General features: G+C 48.0%; 15 protein-coding genes. 3 read left to right on the top strand and 12 right to left on the bottom strand.

What is annotated here, in order from left to right:
• Window positions 1-75 precede the first annotated feature (75 nt).
• From bamA to rpsB, 9 genes are all read right to left on the bottom strand, one after another.
• On the bottom strand, window positions 76-2424 hold the full coding sequence (gene bamA, locus Q8K39_RS10485; RefSeq protein ID WP_305259955.1) for an outer membrane protein assembly factor BamA: 2349 nt from the start codon (window positions 2422-2424) through the stop codon (window positions 76-78).
• Window positions 2425-2493: 69 nt separating this feature from the next.
• Window positions 2494-3888 carry an RIP metalloprotease RseP gene (gene rseP / locus Q8K39_RS10490; RefSeq protein ID WP_305259956.1) on the bottom strand — a complete coding sequence of 465 codons (1395 nt, stop codon included), beginning with the start codon at window positions 3886-3888 and terminating at the stop codon, window positions 2494-2496.
• Entirely contained in the window at window positions 3885-5069 is a 1185-nt protein-coding gene (gene ispC / locus Q8K39_RS10495) for a 1-deoxy-D-xylulose-5-phosphate reductoisomerase (RefSeq protein ID WP_305259957.1), read from the bottom strand. Before ispC ends, rseP begins: the two co-directional genes overlap by 4 nt.
• Before the next feature lie 5 nt (window positions 5070-5074).
• Window positions 5075-5893, bottom strand: a complete 819-nt coding sequence (locus Q8K39_RS10500) for a phosphatidate cytidylyltransferase (protein WP_305259958.1) — start codon at window positions 5891-5893, stop codon at window positions 5075-5077.
• Window positions 5893-6672, bottom strand: coding sequence for an isoprenyl transferase (locus Q8K39_RS10505; RefSeq protein WP_305259960.1), 780 nt, complete (start codon window positions 6670-6672; stop codon window positions 5893-5895). The genes Q8K39_RS10500 and Q8K39_RS10505 overlap by 1 nt, the downstream gene beginning before the upstream one ends.
• A gap of 35 nt (window positions 6673-6707) precedes the next feature.
• Window positions 6708-7268: a ribosome recycling factor gene (frr, locus tag Q8K39_RS10510; RefSeq protein ID WP_186951392.1), complete on the bottom strand. Its 561-nt coding sequence runs from the start codon at window positions 7266-7268 to the stop codon at window positions 6708-6710.
• Between the two features lie 85 nt (window positions 7269-7353).
• A complete protein-coding gene (gene pyrH / locus Q8K39_RS10515) occupies window positions 7354-8070 on the bottom strand; it encodes a UMP kinase (protein ID WP_162041352.1) in 717 nt (238 codons plus the stop codon).
• Between the two features lie 246 nt (window positions 8071-8316).
• Window positions 8317-9198: a translation elongation factor Ts gene (tsf, locus tag Q8K39_RS10520; RefSeq protein WP_305259964.1), complete on the bottom strand. Its 882-nt coding sequence runs from the start codon at window positions 9196-9198 to the stop codon at window positions 8317-8319.
• Between the two features lie 136 nt (window positions 9199-9334).
• Window positions 9335-10081 carry a 30S ribosomal protein S2 gene (rpsB, locus tag Q8K39_RS10525; protein WP_110253518.1) on the bottom strand — a complete coding sequence of 249 codons (747 nt, stop codon included), beginning with the start codon at window positions 10079-10081 and terminating at the stop codon, window positions 9335-9337.
• 393 nt (window positions 10082-10474) lie between these two features.
• On the opposite strand from rpsB, the gene map reads away from it, so the two are divergent.
• From map to Q8K39_RS10540, 3 genes are all read left to right on the top strand, one after another.
• On the top strand, window positions 10475-11284 hold the full coding sequence (gene map / locus Q8K39_RS10530) for a type I methionyl aminopeptidase (RefSeq protein WP_305259967.1): 810 nt from the start codon (window positions 10475-10477) through the stop codon (window positions 11282-11284).
• Between the two features lie 22 nt (window positions 11285-11306).
• Window positions 11307-13859: a [protein-PII] uridylyltransferase gene (locus Q8K39_RS10535; RefSeq protein ID WP_305259969.1), complete on the top strand. Its 2553-nt coding sequence runs from the start codon at window positions 11307-11309 to the stop codon at window positions 13857-13859.
• 81 nt (window positions 13860-13940) lie between these two features.
• The gene (locus tag Q8K39_RS10540) at window positions 13941-14687 is read left to right on the top strand and encodes a pseudouridine synthase (RefSeq protein WP_110253521.1); all 747 of its coding nucleotides are present in this window, start codon (window positions 13941-13943) and stop codon (window positions 14685-14687) included.
• A 67-nt stretch (window positions 14688-14754) separates the two neighbouring features.
• Here the strand turns inward: Q8K39_RS10540 and def are convergent, their stop codons facing one another.
• The 3 genes from def to ligA all read right to left on the bottom strand — a co-directional run bounded on the left by def (window position 14755) and on the right by ligA (window position 18306).
• A complete protein-coding gene (def, locus tag Q8K39_RS10545) occupies window positions 14755-15288 on the bottom strand; it encodes a peptide deformylase (protein WP_305259973.1) in 534 nt (177 codons plus the stop codon).
• Window positions 15289-15371: 83 nt separating this feature from the next.
• Window positions 15372-16247, bottom strand: coding sequence for a UTP--glucose-1-phosphate uridylyltransferase GalU (galU, locus tag Q8K39_RS10550; RefSeq protein ID WP_305259975.1), 876 nt, complete (start codon window positions 16245-16247; stop codon window positions 15372-15374).
• A gap of 1 nt (window position 16248) precedes the next feature.
• Entirely contained in the window at window positions 16249-18306 is a 2058-nt protein-coding gene (gene ligA, locus Q8K39_RS10555) for an NAD-dependent DNA ligase LigA (protein WP_305259977.1), read from the bottom strand.
• Window positions 18307-18316 lie beyond the last annotated feature (10 nt).

The following is an 18316-nucleotide window of genomic DNA, read 5'->3' on the forward strand; positions in this document are numbered from 1 at the left end:
TGGTCGGGGTAGTATGTTGACTCAAAATAATCTCCGTAACACGTACTAAAACAAAATATAGCCAAGCAAAAACAATTAGAAGCCTGTTCCCATCTGGAACTGGAATGTTTGCTTCTTGTCTTCCGGTTTGGCGTTCAAAGCTTTACCGAAGCTCAATTTCAACGGGCCAACTGGCGATATCCAGCTTATACCTATACCAGCAGAAAAGCGTAAGTCTTTTGGCCTGATTTTTTGCCCTTCGTCAAATACATTGCCACCGTCCACAAAAGTGAACCAGCGCAAGGACTTGTCAGCACCTGGGAAAGGTATTTGCAATTCTACGTTGGCCAGCACTCTGGTCGAACCGCCAAGTGCATCGCCGGCTGGATCCCTGGTACCCAATGAGGAAGGTTCATAACCACGCACTGAGCCTATACCACCAGCATAGAAATTTTTAAACAATGGGAAAGGTTTGCCACCCAAACCATGTCCATAGTCAATTTCACCATTCAATGCCAAAACAACCGAGCGGTATATAGGTTGGAATAATTGTGCATTGTAAATTGCACGATAGTATTTAAAACTACCGAAAGCAGCCAGCTCCAGATTGGCACGCTGATAGCGACCTATCGTTGGTGTCAATACGCTGTCCCGGCTATCCCTCTGCCATGCAGCAGTCAAAGGATAAGAGTTGGTTACGGCTTCACCGATACCATAATTAATGTTATTGATATCTTTGCTGCCATTGCCATAGTCGGCGACATATTGCAAATAGCGTGAGGGACTCAAATAATAAGTTTCAACCTTGGTACGTTCAAAACCGAGGCCAAAGAATACAGTATCGACTTCAGAGAATGGAACGCCAAAACGCAAGGCACCGCCTGTAGTTTGAATTTTGTAGTCACCACTGCTACCGATGATAGGGCGAGTCGTGCGCAAATACAATTCAACATTACGGCTAACGCCATCGTCGGTAAAGTAGGGGTCGGTATGCGCCACGGCGATGGTACGGTTTTGGCGACTGGTATTAATGTCCAGGCCTATCGTATCACCACTACCAAAAGCATTGGCCTGCTGGATGGAGCCGGTCAGTGTCAATTTTTCTGCACTAGAATAGCCCGCACCAAACATCAGGTTACCAGTAGGTTTTTCTGTCACGGTCAAATTGACATCGACTTGATCAACACTGGTTGGCACTTCAGGCGTTTCTATTGTGACATCTTTAAAATAGCCAAGGCGCTCAACACGATCACGTGAAGTTTTGATTTTTTCACCGTCATACCATGAACTTTCAAACTGACGGAATTCGCGACGGATAACTTCGTCACGTGTACGCGTATTACCTGCCAGATTGATACGACGGACATAGACACGCTTGCCTGGATCGACAAAAATGGTAAATGCGACTTCTTTCTTTTCTTTATTCAAGACCGGATTGGCATTCACGTTAGCAAAGGCATAACCAAAATTACCCATGCGTTCAGAAATGCGTTTAGTGCTCTCGGTCAGACGTGCAGCATTATAGATATTGCCGCTCTTGAGCAGAAGCAGTGCCGCCAGTTCCTCTTCGCGCCCCAGGGTATCACCTTCAAGCTTGATATCAGAAACCGTATATTTATCACCTTCGTCCAGGTTGATGGTGATGTAGATATCTTTTTTATCCGGGGTGATGGAAATCTGCGTGGACAAGATTTGCATTTCCAGATAACCACGGTTTTGGTAAAAAGAACGCAGAGTTTCTATATCACCAGACAGTTTTTGTTTGGAATACTGATCGGCTTTGGTGTACCAGGTAAACCAGCCTGGTGTCGTCAACGTCAACAAATCACGAATTTCACCATCGGAAAAAGCCTTGTTCCCGATAATATTGATTTGCGCGATTTTGGCAACTTCGCCTTCATCGACCGCAAAAGTAACATTCACACGATTACGTTCTATAGGTGTGATCGTGGTGGTAATTTGCATGCCATACAAGCCTTTGGACAAGTATTGGCGTTTTAATTCTTGCTCGGCGCGGTCTACAGTCGCCTTATCAAAAATGCGCGACTCACCAACGCCAATATCTTTCAATGCCTTGACCAGGGCATCTTTTTCAAATTCTTTGGTGCCCGTAAATTCCACACCAGCGATGGTTGGGCGTTCTTCCAGCAATACAATCAGGATGCCATCCTGCGCTTCTATCTGAACATCCTTGAAAAAGCCTGTCGCATACAGGGATTTGATTGCAGTTGTACTTTTTGCATCATCAAATACTTCACCGACTTTGACAGGCAAATAGCTAAATACAGTACCGGCCTCCGTCCGTTGCAAGCCTTCTACTCTTATATCTCTAACGGTGAACGGCTCAATCGCGAGCGCACTCCCTGTACAAAGCGCAAGTGCGGCCAGAGATAAAGCACGACGACGAAAATGGGCTAAAGTGAACTGCTCGATATGTAATTTCATTGGGTATAAATTTCTTTCAATACTCTCAATATTGCTATCTGAAATGAGTTTCTGTCATCAAGCCGACTATTATGACATTAGTCTGCCAAAGTATGGTATCAGTCGGACAATGTCATTAAAAAAAGCTATTGCCATCATCATCAATAGCAAAAAAAGTCCTGCTTGCTTCCCCACTTCGATATAACGATCATGCAAAGGTTTCCCTGTCAAAACTTCCAGCGAATAATACAACAAATACCCACCATCCAATACCGGTATGGGAAGCAAATTCATAACACCCAGACTGATACTGATGACGGCGATAAAGCTCAGATAGGTAATCAAGCCGGTCCGTGAAGTCTGTCCTGCATAATCAGCTATCGTCAAAGGCCCGGTTATATGTTTCAGGGAAGCACTTCCAGTCAGCATTTTGCCTATCATTTTGAGGCTAAAGATGCTGGTATCCCAGGTTTTTTCAACGGATTTTATGAATGCCTTCAGAGGATTTGCCTGCACTATCGTCATGTCAAATGTGACGGGTCGCAATTTCACTTTCATCAAACCCACTGTTTGCCCGTTGGTTTCCTGACTTACAGGAGTGACTTCTGCCTCAAACTTATTACCTTTCCGTTGAACCAAGAGCTTCAACGGCTTATCCGGATTGGCGTTGACGATTTGCCGGAAATCTATGGCATCAAGCAGAGGTTTTTGTCCAATTTCTAGAATGCGGTCACCGGCCTGCAAACCAGCACGCATTGCAGGGCTATCTGGCAAAAAATCTTCCAAGATCACTTCAGCACTACCAGCAAGATTCAAGCCAAGATGCAGCAAAATATCAGTATCGGCTTCCCTGGAGGATAGTTGATGAAGAGGAATTTCGATGGAAAGTGGCTTATTGCTATTGCCTTGTCCGGAATGAACACGCTGCACTTCCAAGACCGGATTACGATTACTAATGCCAGCCTGCATCATTTTCCAGCGAAATTCAGACCAGCTTTGTATTTGTTCACCATTGATGGCAGTAATCAAGTCGCCATGACGCAGACCCGCCTTGTAGGCAATAGAAGATTCTGAACTAACACGAGCTTTGGCAACAGGTTCTGGCACACCGTGAACGAACAAGACCGTATAAAGAAAAATGGCCAATAAAAAATTGGCTATCGGACCCGCAGCGACGATGGCAATGCGCTTCCAGACCGATTGATGACAAAATTCGCGGGATAACTCGCCAGGGTCGATATTATCAGCTCCCATTTCACGGGCATCCAGCATTTTGACATATCCACCCAGCGGCAGTATGGAAATAGCCCATTCAGTTTGGTCTTTGCCCATACGTTTTGAGTAAATGACTTTACCCATACCTAGAGAAAAGCGCAAAACCTTGACGCCGCACCAGCGTGCAACGACATAGTGCCCCAACTCATGGATAGTGACCAGTATGCCCAAGGTCACCAGAAAGGCCAAAGTGTCGTGTAAGACAATCATAAGGGGAGCATTGCCTCAGTAACACGACGCGCCTCAGCATCACAGGCAAGTATGCTCTCCAGATCTGGCGTTTCTGTTGCCACCACCTTGCACAGCGTACGCTCAATGATCTGATTGATCATGCGGAACCCTATTCTTTTCTCCAAAAACGCTTGGACAGCAATCTCATTACTTGCGTTCAATATAATTGCTGCAGATTTACCTTCTCTTAAAGCGTCATAGGCCAATTGCAGGCATGGGAAACGCTGAAAATCTGGTTTGATGAAATTCAGGCTGGACACCTTCAACAAATCCAGTGGGGCCACACCGGAGGCTATACGTTCAGGATAAGCCATGCCATAAGCAATAGGTATGCGCATATCAGGGTTGCCCATCTGTGCCAGCACAGAACCATCGGTATAGGAAACCATGGAATGAATAACACTCTGTGGATGAATCACGACTTCGATCTGCTCAGCCGGAGTAGCAAACAACCAGTGTGCTTCTATCACTTCAAGGCCTTTATTCATCATTGTCGCTGAATCGACTGATATCTTGCGCCCCATCACCCAATTGGGGTGTGCCACTGCCTGCTCAGGCGTAACATCATCAAGTGTATTTACATCCCGGTTCAAAAATGGGCCACCTGAAGCTGTAAGCAATATCTTATGAATACCATGCTGACCAGGTTGGCGATTATAGTTACCGGGCAAGCATTGGAAAATGGCATTATGCTCGCTATCAATAGGCAGCAAAGCAGCGCCACTGTCTTTGATGGCATCAATAAACAACTGGCCTGACATAACCAGCGCTTCTTTGTTTGCCAGCAAAACTTTTTTACCTGCTATTGCCGCTGCCAGTGAAGCAGGCAAGCCAGCCGCACCGACGATAGCTGCCATTACGCTATCGCACTCACTAGCACTAGCGACAGCGCACAAAGCCTTAGGGCCAAATAATATCTGGATTTGCGGCAAATGCTTTTCTTTTAACAGGGCGGCCAGTTCATCAGCAGCCTTTGCGGTGCCGACGACTGCGATCTGAGGCAAAAACTGCGCGCACTGCTCAGCGAGTTTTTTTACCTGGGTATGTGCAGTAAGGGCAAAAACACCATAACGCTCGGGATGACGAGCCACCACATCCAAAGTAGAAACACCGATGGAACCGGTCGCACCCAATATGCAAAGCTGCTGTTTTTTTTGCATGTGATTTATCGCCACAAATCCACTAAGGCAGCAAGAGGAAGAACAGGAATCAGTGCATCTATCCTATCCAGGACCCCGCCATGCCCAGGCAAAAGATTGCTGCTATCCTTCATGCCAACACGACGCTTCAGGGATGACTCGAACAAATCCCCTACGACACTTGCCGCTGTGATTAAAGTCATGGCACCTACAAAGATGAGCCAGCCTTTTCTAACCAACAATTGGGCGGTAAAAGTGTCTTGCAAAGCAGGAACAAAACTAGTTGCCGAAGCAAGTACCAATACACAGATCCAGCCGCCAATTGCACCCTCCCAGGATTTACCCGGGGAAATGGTCGGTGCGAGCTTGCGTTTGCCAAAGGCTTTGCCAGAAAAATAGGCAGCAATGTCGGCAATCCAGACAATAGCCATGACAGAAAACAGATACATGGGTGATTGCTGAAAGAAAACAGCAATTGCCACAAAGCAGGCAAAAATGCTGATGCCATACAAGGCGCTCAGTATGCCACTGGAAAAATTATGCGCTTCTGGCAATCCCCGGGCTAAAGTCGGGACCAGTCTGAGTGCCCAGAAGGCAGTGCTCAGCGCGAACAGCAGCAGATAGGAAAAATCCTTTAAATGGAACAAACAATATGCCAGCAAGCCTGTCCAAAGTACCGCCATGACAACTGGAGCAGGTTTTTTGAACAGGCGCTGGCACTCCCACATTGCGGCCGCAAAAAATGCCAGGGCCAGCGCAGTAAAGGCATAAAAATTTGCCGAATATAGGACTGGCAGCAAGATCGCCAATAGAACCAGGGCAGTCAATACACGGGTTTTCAGCATTACTTGCTTTCTTGTGTGGAAGTTTGTTCGGTCACTTGCGCACTGGTCCTGCCAAAACGACGCTCGCGGTTTTGGTAAGATTGTATGGATATATCCAGTGCATCAGCATCGAAATCTGGCCAAAAGGTATCAGTAAAATAGAATTCACTATACGCAAGTTGCCACAGCAGGAAATTGGAAATACGTGTTTCCCCACCAGTACGGATAAACAAATCAGGCTCCGGCGCATATGCCATGGACAGATAAGCAGCAAGCTGTTCTTCTGTCACTTCCTGCGCTGCTTGCCCTGGAACAAGACGATCTTTTTGCAAGCGGTTCATGGCTTGAATAATGTCCCAGCGCCCGCCATAATTGGCGCAAATAGTCACAGTAAGCCCTTGATTATTTGCTGTTTTTTCCTCAGCAGCAATAATCATTTTCTGCAAGTGGGCATCAAAGCGAGTGAGGTCACCAACCACTTTCAAACGTATATTATTGGCGTGCATCTTGGCCACTTCTTTTTCAAGAGCGGTGACAAACAGGCGCATCAATAATGACACTTCTTCAGCGGGCCGGCGCCAGTTTTCCGAACTGAAGGCAAACAAGGTCAGGTATGAAACGCCGCGCTTGGCACAGGCTTCGACCATACCTCTGACAGCCTCCACGCCCTTGACATGACCAGCGACACGCGGCAAAAAGCGCTTGGTTGCCCAGCGCCCGTTGCCGTCCATAATAATTGCGATATGTTTAGGAATTGCGCCAACTGCCGGAATTTCCTTGGTAGAACTTGTATGGGTCATGTAAATCCAGAATGTGTTGATACGCGGGCGACGACTTAAACTGTCAACACTTCTTTTTCTTTGTCAGCCAGCAACTTGTCCACTTCTGCAACAAACTTGTCTGTCAGTTTCTGGATGTCATCTTGCGCACGACGCTCATCATCTTCCGAGCATTCTTTTTCTTTGAGCAACTTCTTCAAGGATTCATTGGAATCACGACGAATATTGCGAATGGCGATCTTGGCGCTCTCGCCTTCAGTCTTGACCAACTTGACCATTTCCTTACGGCGTTCTTCAGTCAATGGCGGAGTTGGCACACGGATCAGCTCACCCTGAGATGATGGATTCAAACCCAGATCAGCATCACGGATTGCTTTTTCAATCGCGCCCAGCATTTTCTTTTCCCAAGGCTGCACACCAATCGTCCGCGCATCGATCAAAGTAACGTTGGCAACTTGGGTAATGTGGGTAGGTGTTCCGTAGTAATCAACCTGGACATGATCCAGAATGCCGGTATGGGCGCGACCGGTACGTACTTTAGACAAATCAGCCTTTAAAGTCTCAATAGACTTTTGCATACGCTGGTCAGAACTTTTTTTAATCTCTGCTACGCTCATAGCGCTCTCCTGTACATCTGGGCACGAGCGACGGGTCTTGCCGCGCTCCTTGCCGAATTAATATGAAACAATCCGAAGTGCAGGATTATACGTGCACTAAGGTGCCTTCGTCTGCCCCCAGAATGACATTCTTCAATGCCCCCGGTTTGATGATGGAAAATACCTTGATAGGCAGCTTCTGATCACGGCAAAGCGCAAAGGCAGTTGCATCCATGACTTGCAGGTGACGTGCAATGGCTTCATCAAATGAAATCGTCGTATAGCGTGTGGCCGTGGCATCCTTTTTAGGATCAGCGGTATAGACACCGTCGACCTTGGTCGCTTTCAGGACGATTTCAGCGCCGATTTCCGAACCGCGCAAAGCTGCTGCAGTGTCGGTAGTAAAGAAAGGATTGCCAGTTCCTGCAGCAAAAACAATGACCTTGCCCTCTTCGAGGTATTGCAAGGCTTTTGGGCGCACATAAGGTTCAACAACCTGATCAATCGCGATCGCTGACATGACGCGCGAAGTCAGGCCGACCTGACGCATGGCATCTGACAATGCCAGGGCATTCATGACGGTGGCCAACATCCCCATGTAGTCAGCAGTAGCTCTGTCCATACCCTGCGCACCAGGCGCGACGCCACGGAAAATATTACCGCCGCCAATGACGATAGCTAACTCGACACCCATCCTCGATACTTCAGCCACATCGGCCACCATGCGCTCAATAGTCGCACGGTTAATGCCAAACGGATCATCGCCCATCAGGGCCTCGCCAGAGAGCTTCAAGAGCACACGCTTGTAAGCAGGTTTTGTCATGATAGGACTCCTTCTGGTAGTTTAAATAGTTTAAAAGAAATGCGTACTGGATGAAACAGCCTGGATAAGACTCTTCAATAACCATTTGATTTGCAAACTAGCCCGGTCAGGCAATACACAAAGCAAATGGAGCACCATGCGTTCATATTTACACCTGAATACGCAAATTTGATGCTCAGACACAAATACTTACAATCGCTGGGTTTAAAAAAACGGGCCTTTCGGCCCGTTTTTTTATTTCGCCAATTACGCTTGTTTTGCTGCAGCCACTTGCGCTGCCACTTCCGCGGCGAAGTCATCTTGCTTCTTCTCAATGCCTTCACCAACAACGAACATGGTGAATGCTTTGACAGTTGTATTAACAGATTTCAACATCTGCTCAACTGTTTGCTTGTCATTCTTGACAAATGTTTGATTCAGCAAAGAAACTTCTTTCAAGAATTTCTGTACGGAACCTTCAACCATTTTTTCAACGATCTCTGCTGGCTTGCCAGATTCTGCTGCTTTCAGAGCCGCTACAGAGCGCTCTTTTTCGATCAGATCAGCAGGCACCTGGTCAGAAGACAAGGATACTGGTTTCATCGCAGCGATGTGCATCGCTACGTCTTTACCAACTTGCTCATCCGCGCCATCAAATTCAACAACAACGCCAATACGTGTGCCGTGCAAATAAGAAACCAGTTTGGCAGTTGTGTCAAAACGAACGAAACGACGGAAAGACATGTTTTCGCCGATTTTACCAACCAGTGCTGCGCGCACTTCTTCAACTGTTTTACCATCCAGTGGCAGCGCACCCAAAGCTGAGATGTCAGCTGGGTTGTGTTCAGCGATCAGTTTCGCGCAAGTATTTGCCAGCGCCAAGAAATCATCATTCTTGGTGACGAAGTCTGTTTCACAGTTAACTTCGATCAGAGAGCCAACATTACCAGCTATGTGAGATGCGACAACGCCTTCCGCAGTAATACGGGAAGATGCTTTGGAAGCTTTGCTACCCAATTTCACACGCAGAATTTCTTCCGCACGGTCCATATCGCCTTCCGCTTCTGTCAGGGCTTTTTTACATTCCATCATCGGCGCGTCTGTCTTCGCGCGCAGTGCACCTACCAAAGCTGCTGTAATTGCCGCCATGTCATTCTCCTAGTTCAATGGTGCCACGCAGGCACCGATATCAAATTTTGTTTAAAAAAAAGGGCGAACGACTGTTGCCCCATTTTTTGTTTCAAGCCGCCATCGGCAGCTTGAAACCATGTGCCAGAACAGGCAATTAAGCTTGTTCTACTTCTACAAACTCATCAGAGCCTGGCTTAACAGCTTCCAAAACTTCATTTACTGCGTTTGCACGGCCTTCCAGGATGGAATCGGCAACGCCGCGAGCATACAAAGCGATCGCTTTGGAGGAGTCATCATTACCTGGGATGATGTATGCAACACCTTCTGGGGAGTGGTTAGTATCAACCACGCCGATAACCGGGATGCCCAGTTTCGCTGCTTCAGTGATCGCACCTTTGTGGTAGCCAACGTCGACTACGAAAATTGCATCAGGAACGCCGCCCATATCCTTGATACCACCGATGGATTTTTGCAGCTTAATCATTTCGCGCTGGAACATCAGGGCTTCTTTTTTGGACAGTTTCTCAACGGAACCGTCTTCGATGGACGCTTCCATGTCTTTCAAACGCTTGATGGATGTTTTGACTGTTTTGAAGTTAGTCAACATACCACCCAACCAGCGTTGATCAACGAAAGGCATGCCAGCACGCTGCGCTTCAGCTGCGATGATGTCACGGGATTGGCGCTTAGTGCCAACCATCAACACTGTGCCGCGATTGGAAGACAACTGACGGATGTATTTCATCGCATCCTGGTACATTGCCAGGGTTTTTTCCAGGTTGACGATATGAATCTTGTTGCGATGGCCGAAGATGTACGGTGCCATTTTTGGATTCCAAAAACGAGTTTGGTGACCAAAGTGCACACCAGCTTCCAGCATTTCACGCATTGTTACAGACATAATAACTCCAGGGTTAGGTCTTGAATCCAGCCAGTGATCTGAGCAAATTAATAGCTACTATTAATTTAGCGCTGCAAGACACCCTTTTCGACCGGATTCGATTGATAAAATATAAATTAGCAAGTACCGCATTTCTATACATCTACAAGCTAACCATCTATTCTACTATGAAAATAGTACTTTCCTCAAGTGATTCGTTGATGAGCATAATGCTGGGAGCAATACGGCGCTGCCTTTCATGGACTATAATTCCGGTTCTGCAACACTTTCGCAATTTTACACAGCCCAAGACCGTAATTGGCAAGCGAACCTGGCGACGCCTGGCAAAATGTCAGGTGAAAGTCATCTACTCGCTACGCAATACGCAAGTCTTGGCAAACGACAAGAAAACGTATGGAAGCTATCACTATAAAGACGCCGGAAGATATCGCCGGCATGCGCATCGCTGGCAAACTGGCTTCGGAAGTCCTTGATTACATCACGCCATTTGTCAAAGTAGGCATCAGCACGGGCGAACTTGATCGCTTATGCCATGAATTCATGGTCAATGTGCAAGGCACCATCCCTGCTCCGTTGAACTATTGCCCACCAGGCTATACACCTTATCCAAAAGCGATTTGCACATCAGTCAATGATGTGATTTGTCATGGCATACCAGGCGATAAAGTCCTCAAAGATGGTGACTCAGTCAATCTGGATATTACTGTCATCAAGAATGGTTACCATGGCGATACCAGCCGCATGTTCTTACTGGGTGAGCCATCCATCTTGTCTAAACGTCTTAATGCCATCACTTATGAATGCATGTGGCTGGGCATAGATAAAATCAAGCCAGGTGCTCACCTGGGTGATATCGGCCATGTCATACAACAGCATGCTGAAAGAGCTGGCTATAGCATCGTGCGCGAATTTTGTGGTCATGGCATAGGCAAGATTTTCCATGAAGCGCCGCAGGTTATGCATTACGGCAAACCTGGCACCATGGAGAAATTACTACCAGGCATGATTTTCACTGTAGAGCCCATGGTCAATGCTGGTCGCCGTGACATTAAGGAAATGCCGGATGGCTGGACCATCAAAACCAAGGATCGCAGTCTGTCGGCCCAGTGGGAGCATACTGTTCTGGTCACAGAAACTGGTTATGAAGTACTGACCTTGTCGGCAGGCTACCCACCTATTCCAGATTTCATCAAACTCGCTTAAATTCGATTAAGGCTCTGGCCACATGCATACACCGGCACTCTCTTTCAAGGAAGAGTTGAAATCAGCGCAACTGATCGTCATCAATGCGTTCAAGGAAAATCATAAGGCAGAGCAACTGCTGCATGATTTGTGTCGCAATGTCGATCAGCAGCTCAGCAAAATCTGGCGTTATTTTGATTTTCCAAAAGAGGCTGCACTGGTAGCTGTCGGTGGCTATGGTCGTGGTGAGTTGTTCCCCTACTCCGACGTCGATGTCCTGATTTTGCTACAACAAAGGCCAGACGCGGCCTTTCGCGACAAGCTGGAAAAACTGGTACAACTTTTCTGGGACATAGGCCTGGATATAGGTCACAGCATACGCACCATTGATGAATGCATGCAGGAATCTGCGGCAGACATAACTGTGCAAACCAGCCTGCTGGAAGCACGCCTGGTCACTGGAAGCCGTAAATTATTCAAGGAAATGCAGCAGCAGTATGCGGAAGCCATGCAGCCGCAAAAATTTTTCCAGGAAAAACTCCTGGAACTGCAACAGCGGCACGTCAAATATGAGGATACTCCCTATAGCCTGGAACCAAACTGCAAAGAAAGCCCAGGCGGACTGAGGGACTTGCAAGTCATACTCTGGGTCGCCAAGGCAGCAAATCTGGGTAACTCATGGCGCGAACTGGCAGAGCGTGGCCTGATCACTGATGCTGAAGCACGTCAGTTGAAACGCAATGAACGCGCCTTCAAAGACATACGCATACGACTGCATATCTATGCGGGCCGCCGGGAAGATCGCCTGATTTTTGATATACAGACGCCGATAGCAGAAACCTTTGGCTTCAAGACCACAGAATCCAGACGCGCCAGCGAATACCTGATGCAGCGCTATTACTGGGCTGCCAAGGCGGTTACCCAACTCAATACGGTATTGCTGCAAAATATCGAAGCCGTATTGTTTCCGCAGCCCTCAGTACCCCGACCCATCAATGAGCATTTCAATGAGGTGAACGGCTTCATTGATATCGCGAGAGATGATACCTTTGAAGCAAATCCATCGACCATACTGGAAGTATTTCTGGCCATGGCCAGACATGGTGAACTCAAGGGTATGACAGCCAGGACCTTGCGCGCACTCTGGCATGCACGCTTGCTGATTGACGCCGAATTCCGGCATGACATCTTTAATCGCTCGCTGTTCCTGCAAATTCTGCAATCACCACAAGGCATCACGCATGCTTTGAGGCGTATGAATCAGATGAGCATACTCGGACGCTATCTGCCGAATTTCCGTCGCATCATAGGCCAGATGCAACATGACCTGTTTCATGCATATACAGTAGACCAGCATATCCTCATGGTAGTGCGCAATTTGCGCCGTTTTACCATGCCTGAACATGCGCATGAATATCCTTTCTGCAGCCAGTTGATGGCCAACTTCAATCAACCCTGGGTTTTGTATATTGCGGCCTTATTCCACGATATCGCCAAGGGGCGTGGCGGCGATCATTCGCTGCTGGGCATGGCAGACGCAAAAAAATTCTGCTACGACCACGGTCTCAGTAAGGCCAATACCGAGCTGATCATCTTCCTGGTCGAAAAACACCTTACCATGTCGCATGTGGCACAAAAACAGGATTTGTCAGATCCTGATGTAGTGCAAAATTTTGCCAATTTGGTCAAGGATGAGCGTCATCTTACCGCCTTGTATTTGTTGACGGTGTCAGATATCCGCGGCACCAGTCCCAAGGTCTGGAATGCCTGGAAAGGCAAGTTACTGGAAGACTTGTACCGCATGACCCTGCGTGTACTGGGTGGCGAAACACCCAGCAAGGACAGAGAACTGAAGAATCGCCAGGAAGATGCGCTGAAGGCCTTGCGCTTGTATGGCCTGGCACCTGACGCGCATGAAAAATTCTGGCAGCAGCTTGATGTTGCCTACTTTCTGCGTCATGACGCCTCCGATATCGCATGGCAGACACGTGCCTTGCATGACCGCATAGACAGCCAGATACCTGTGGTGAAATGTCGTCTATCACCTATAGGTGAAGGTTTGCAGATTACCGTGTATGTCAAAGACCAGCCTGACTTGTTTGCACGCATCTGCAACTATTTTGACAGCAAGAATTTCGGCATTCTCGATGCAAAAATTCACACCAGCAAGAATGGTTATGCCCTCGATACCTTCCTGGTAATAGAACCGGCTTTTGCTAAAAATTATCGTGACATCATTAATTTGATCGAGCACGAATTGATTGAAATTTTGACGCGTCAGACTCCTTTGTCTCCGCCAAATCCCGGGCGCTTGTCACGCATGTCACGCACCTTCCCTATTGTGCCGACGGTGGATTTACGGCCTGATGACCGGGGCCAGTATTATTTATTATCCATCTCTGCGAATGACAGAAATGGCTTGCTGTATGCGGTTGCAAATATTCTGACCAAGTATAAAATCAATTTACATACCGCAAAGATCATGACCCTTGGCGAAAGGGTCGAAGACGTTTTCATCGTTGATGGCCAGGCCCTGCAAGGTGCCCGCAGCCAGATACAATTTGAAACCGATTTGCTGGATGCGCTCAGGATCTAAGCTGGCAAATACCGTAACCGAATAATCACCATCCTTGCCTGTTTTATAACCAGACCCAGGTAAGTCTACTCTAAAAGAATCATGACTGAACTTGTAAGACTCTCCAAACGTATGTCCGAACTTGGCCTTTGCTCCCGCCGCGAGGCCGATGAATGGATAGCCCGTGGCTGGGTCCGGGTTGACGGCACCGTAATCTCTGAGCTGGGCAGCAAGGTACTACCTCACCAAAAAGTGACTGTGGAAAGACAAGCTGCAGCCGAACAATCCAAACGCGTGACTGTACTCATTAATAAGCCCGTTGGTTTCGTCAGCGGCCAGGCCGAAGATGGCTACACCCCGGCAATCGCCTTGATAAAACCAGAAAACCGTTGGGCGGAAGACGAGGTTGATACGCAGTTCCACCCTACCCAATTGCGTAGCCTGGTACCTGCTGGCCGTCTCGATATCGATTCAGTCGGTTTGTTGGTATTGACCCAGGATGGTCGCATAGCCAAGCATTTGATAGGTGAAACCACGGTCGTGGAAAAGGAATATCTTGTGCGCGTGCAATACAGCAAACCAGGGCGCTTGCCAGATGCAGACCTGCGCCGTCTGAATCATGGCTTGTCTCTCGATGGCAAAAAACTCTTGCCTGCCAAAGTCACCTGGCAAAATGAAGATCAATTGAATTTTATCCTGCGTGAAGGCAAGAAGCGCCAGATCAGACGCATGTGCGACATGGTAGGCTTGAAAGTCATAGGCCTGAAACGTGTGCGCATAGGCAAGATAAAACTGGGTAAATTGCCTGAGGGTCAATGGCGCTATCTTCGTGAAGACGAGCAGTTCTAGTTTGTATCTGCAAAAACAAAGGGGCAAGAATATTAATTCTTGCCCCTTTTGTTTGGAAATCATTGACTCAATCGTCGTCGTTAGGATCAAGTTCAGGAAACAATACTTCAGTAAAACCAAATTGCGTCAAATCACGTATGCGCATAGGGTACAAGATGCCATTCAAATGATCGCATTCATGCTGCACAACACGTGCGTGAAAGCCATCTACCTCGCGCGAGATACGTGTGCCGAACTGGTCGTAACCCTCATACCGCAAGGCACTCCAGCGTGGCACCAGGCCGCGCATGCCAGGGACGGATAAGCAGCCCTCCCATGCGTCATCAGTCTCTTCCGACAGAGGCGTCAATACCGGATTGATGAGTACTGTCTCTGGTACGACAGGGGCATCAGGATAGCGCGGATTGTTCTTGAAACCGAAAATCACCAGTTGCAGGTTCACACCGATCTGCGGTGCCGCCAGACCTGCGCCATTGGCGGCAATCATGGTCTCGAACATATCCTTGATGAGCTCATGCAATTCTGGCGCGTCAAACGCCGTCACTTGATCTGCAACTCTTAATAGCCGGGCATCGCCCATTTTCAGGATAGGATGAATCATGGTGCACCAGATGTTTAATAAATGTAATAAATGATTTGTATATAAATACGGCCAGATTCTATCTGGCCGTATTTTAGTATTACTTATTTCAAGGAGTGCAGATATTCGGAAAACTCTGCGCTGGTTTCTTTATGTTTTAAACCCAGCGCAACACTGGCTTTGAGATAGCCCAGTTTTGAGCCACAGTCATAGCGCGTTGCATTTGGGCGGAAGGCATACACAGGGAAATCTTTGAGCATGGCAGCAATACCATCAGTCAATTGGATTTCGCCACCAGAACCTTTGCCCAGAGTTTCCAGGTAAGAGAAAATACGGCCAGACAAAATATAACGACCAACCACCGCCAGCGTGGACGGGGCTACATCAGGCATAGGTTTTTCAACGATGCCCTGCACTCTTTCCAAGCTATCAGTGTAAGGCGTGCCACTGACGATACCGTACTGACGGGTAAATTCACGCGGCACGTTTTGCACTGCAACGATGCTGCCGCCTTCGGCTTCATACTGACGAGCCATCTGCGCCATGACAGAAGGTTGCCCGACATCGGCATCCATCAAGTCATCTGCCAGCAAAACTGCAAACGGATCATCGCCAATGACAGGCCGAGCACACAAAACTGCATGGCCCAAACCGAGAGCTGCTGTCTGGCGGATATAAATGCAATTAATGTTCTTTGGGATAACGTTCCTGACCAGATCCAGCAAGGCTTCTTTGCCAGCTGCTTCCAGCTCACTTTCCAGCTCATAGGCTTTATCAAAATGATCTTCAATCGCCCGTTTATTTCTACCGGTGATGAATACCATTTCAGTAATACCTGCCTCTACTGCCTCTTCAACCGCATACTGTATGAGTGGCTTATCAACGATAGGCAACATCTCTTTTGGTTGCGCCTTGGTGGCTGGTAAGAAGCGGCTACCCAAACCTGCCACTGGAAATACGGCTTTTTTAATTTTTCTCATTTCAGCTCCCGGAACAAAGTTGAAGCAATTCTGCTTCTGTCAAAATATTGATACCCAATTCTTGTGCTTTCACCAGCTTACTGCCTGCATCATCACCAGCGACCAGATAACTGGTTTTCTTGGAGACTGATCCTGAGACTTTTCCACCGGCTTTTTCTATAATCTCTGTCGCCTGATCACGGCTCAGCGTAGGCAAAGTACCCGTCAGTACCAGCGTCTTGCCTGCCAGGACTTGCTCACCTTTTTCTTGCACTTCGATCGCTGGCCAGTGTATCCCGGATGCCAGCAGTTGCTCTACCAGCTCCACATTGAGCGAATCTGAAAAGAAGCGCAAGATAGATTTTGCAACGACTGGTCCAACATCTGATACTTCCAGTAACTGCTCTTCCGTCGCCGTCATCAATGCGTCTGTATTGCCAAAATGCGCAGCCAGATCTTTTGCTGTCGATTCGCCCACATGGCGTATGCCCAGCGCATAGATAAAGCGCGGGAAACTGGTCAATTTCGATGTTTCCAGTGCACTCAATACATTTTGCGCAGACTTCTCTGCCATACGGTCAAGTTCAACCAGTGCACGTAGTCCAAGCTTATACAAATCTGCGGCAGTTGTAACGACATTCTTGTCGACCAACTGATCAATGAGCTGCTCTCCTACACCATCAATATTCATGGCCTTACGTGAAGCAAAGTGCGACAGGCCCCCCTTACGTTGCGCAGTACATTTTATCCAGCCACCGCTGCAACGGGCAATTGCTTCACCTTCAGGTTTTTGTATGGGCGAGCCACAAATCGGGCATTCCACAGGCATGACAAACTGGTGCGAATCTGCCGGACGTTTCTCCAGTATGCTGGCAACAACCTCAGGTATGACATCACCTGCGCGCCGTACAGAAACCGTATCGCCTATGCGAATATCCTTGCGCTGTATCTCTTCTTCATTGTGCAGAGTCGCATTGGTTACAGTGACGCCACCAACAAATACAGGAGCCAGCCTGGCCACGGGTGTGATCGCACCGGTTCTACCAACCTGCACTTCTATATCCAGTACAGTCGTCAGCGCTTCTTGCGCCGGGAATTTGTGAGCGATTGCAAAACGTGGCGCGCGCGACACAAAACCAAGCGACTGCTGGCTGGCAAAATCATTGACTTTATAGACCACGCCATCAATTTCATAATCCAGATTGTCGCGTCTGGTTTGAATCGCCTTGTAAAATTCCAGCAAACCAGAAGCACCACTGACCAGAGCGTTTTCTTCGCAAACAGGAATGCCTGCCTGCTTATACCAATCCAGCAAGGCGCGATGAGAAGGTGGCATACTCGTGCCTTCCAGCAAACCTATGCCATAGGCAAAAAAACTCAAAGTGCGTTTAGCAGTAATCTTTGAATCAAGCTGACGCAAGCTGCCAGCAGCAGCATTGCGTGGATTTGCGAATTCCTTGGCACCAGCATCTCGCTGGCGTTGATTGAGTTTTTCAAAATCGCGCTTGAACATCAATACTTCGCCACGCACGTCCAGTATCTTTGGCGGATTATCTACCCTCAAGCGCAGGGGGATGCTGCGTATGGTGCGAATATTTTCGGTGACATCTTCGCCGGTAAAGCCATCACCACGCGTTGCTGCCTGTGTAAAGACGCCATCGACGTAGCGCAGATTGATGGCCAGTCCATCAAACTTCAAATCTATCGCATAGACAATTTCATTTTGAATATCCAGCCCCTCACGGGCGCGGCGGTCAAAATTGATGACATCATCGTCTTCAAAGCCGTTATTCAGCGATAGCATAGGCACAGCATGTTGCACCTGGCCAAATTCTGGCAAAGGTGCCCCGCCCACCCTGTTAGTAGGTGAATCGACGGTTTTTAATTCAGGATGAGTCTCTTCCAGCCGCTTAAGCTCTGAAAACAATCTGTCATATTCAGCATCGGGTACGCTGGGGTTATCCAGTACATAATAGGCGTGTGCGTGCTTGTTCAACTCTGCGCGCAGGTTTTCTGCCTGTGTCATCAATGTTGAAGAGTCTGCCGCCTTGGCGGCAGCATCCAAAAGATCATTCTGCATGTCTACAATA

Origin of the sequence: Undibacterium sp., from assembly GCF_030683615.1 — a bacterium.
GTDB lineage: Bacteria > Pseudomonadota > Gammaproteobacteria > Burkholderiales > Burkholderiaceae_D > Undibacterium > Undibacterium umbellatum.

Excerpts from the sequence above, each read along its gene's own strand:
- rpsB (WP_110253518.1), bottom strand. The coding sequence starts at position 10,081 with ATGTCTGTAACAATGCGTGAAATGCTGGAAGCTGGTGTGCACTTTGGT.
- ligA (WP_305259977.1), bottom strand. The coding sequence starts at position 18,306 with ATGCAGAATGATCTTTTGGATGCTGCCGCCAAGGCGGCAGACTCTTCA.
- Q8K39_RS10505 (WP_305259960.1), bottom strand. The coding sequence starts at position 6,672 with ATGACCCATACAAGTTCTACCAAGGAAATTCCGGCAGTTGGCGCAATT.
- rseP (WP_305259956.1), bottom strand. The coding sequence starts at position 3,888 with ATGATTGTCTTACACGACACTTTGGCCTTTCTGGTGACCTTGGGCATA.
- Q8K39_RS10540 (WP_110253521.1), top strand. The coding sequence starts at position 13,941 with ATGACTGAACTTGTAAGACTCTCCAAACGTATGTCCGAACTTGGCCTT.
- def (WP_305259973.1), bottom strand. The coding sequence starts at position 15,288 with ATGATTCATCCTATCCTGAAAATGGGCGATGCCCGGCTATTAAGAGTT.
- map (WP_305259967.1), top strand. The coding sequence starts at position 10,475 with ATGGAAGCTATCACTATAAAGACGCCGGAAGATATCGCCGGCATGCGC.
- Q8K39_RS10535 (WP_305259969.1), top strand. The coding sequence starts at position 11,307 with ATGCATACACCGGCACTCTCTTTCAAGGAAGAGTTGAAATCAGCGCAA.
- Q8K39_RS10500 (WP_305259958.1), bottom strand. The coding sequence starts at position 5,893 with ATGCTGAAAACCCGTGTATTGACTGCCCTGGTTCTATTGGCGATCTTG.
- pyrH (WP_162041352.1), bottom strand. The coding sequence starts at position 8,070 with ATGACAAAACCTGCTTACAAGCGTGTGCTCTTGAAGCTCTCTGGCGAG.
- galU (WP_305259975.1), bottom strand. The coding sequence starts at position 16,247 with ATGAGAAAAATTAAAAAAGCCGTATTTCCAGTGGCAGGTTTGGGTAGC.
- ispC (WP_305259957.1), bottom strand. The coding sequence starts at position 5,069 with ATGCAAAAAAAACAGCAGCTTTGCATATTGGGTGCGACCGGTTCCATC.
- tsf (WP_305259964.1), bottom strand. The coding sequence starts at position 9,198 with ATGGCGGCAATTACAGCAGCTTTGGTAGGTGCACTGCGCGCGAAGACA.
- frr (WP_186951392.1), bottom strand. The coding sequence starts at position 7,268 with ATGAGCGTAGCAGAGATTAAAAAAAGTTCTGACCAGCGTATGCAAAAG.
- bamA (WP_305259955.1), bottom strand. The coding sequence starts at position 2,424 with ATGAAATTACATATCGAGCAGTTCACTTTAGCCCATTTTCGTCGTCGT.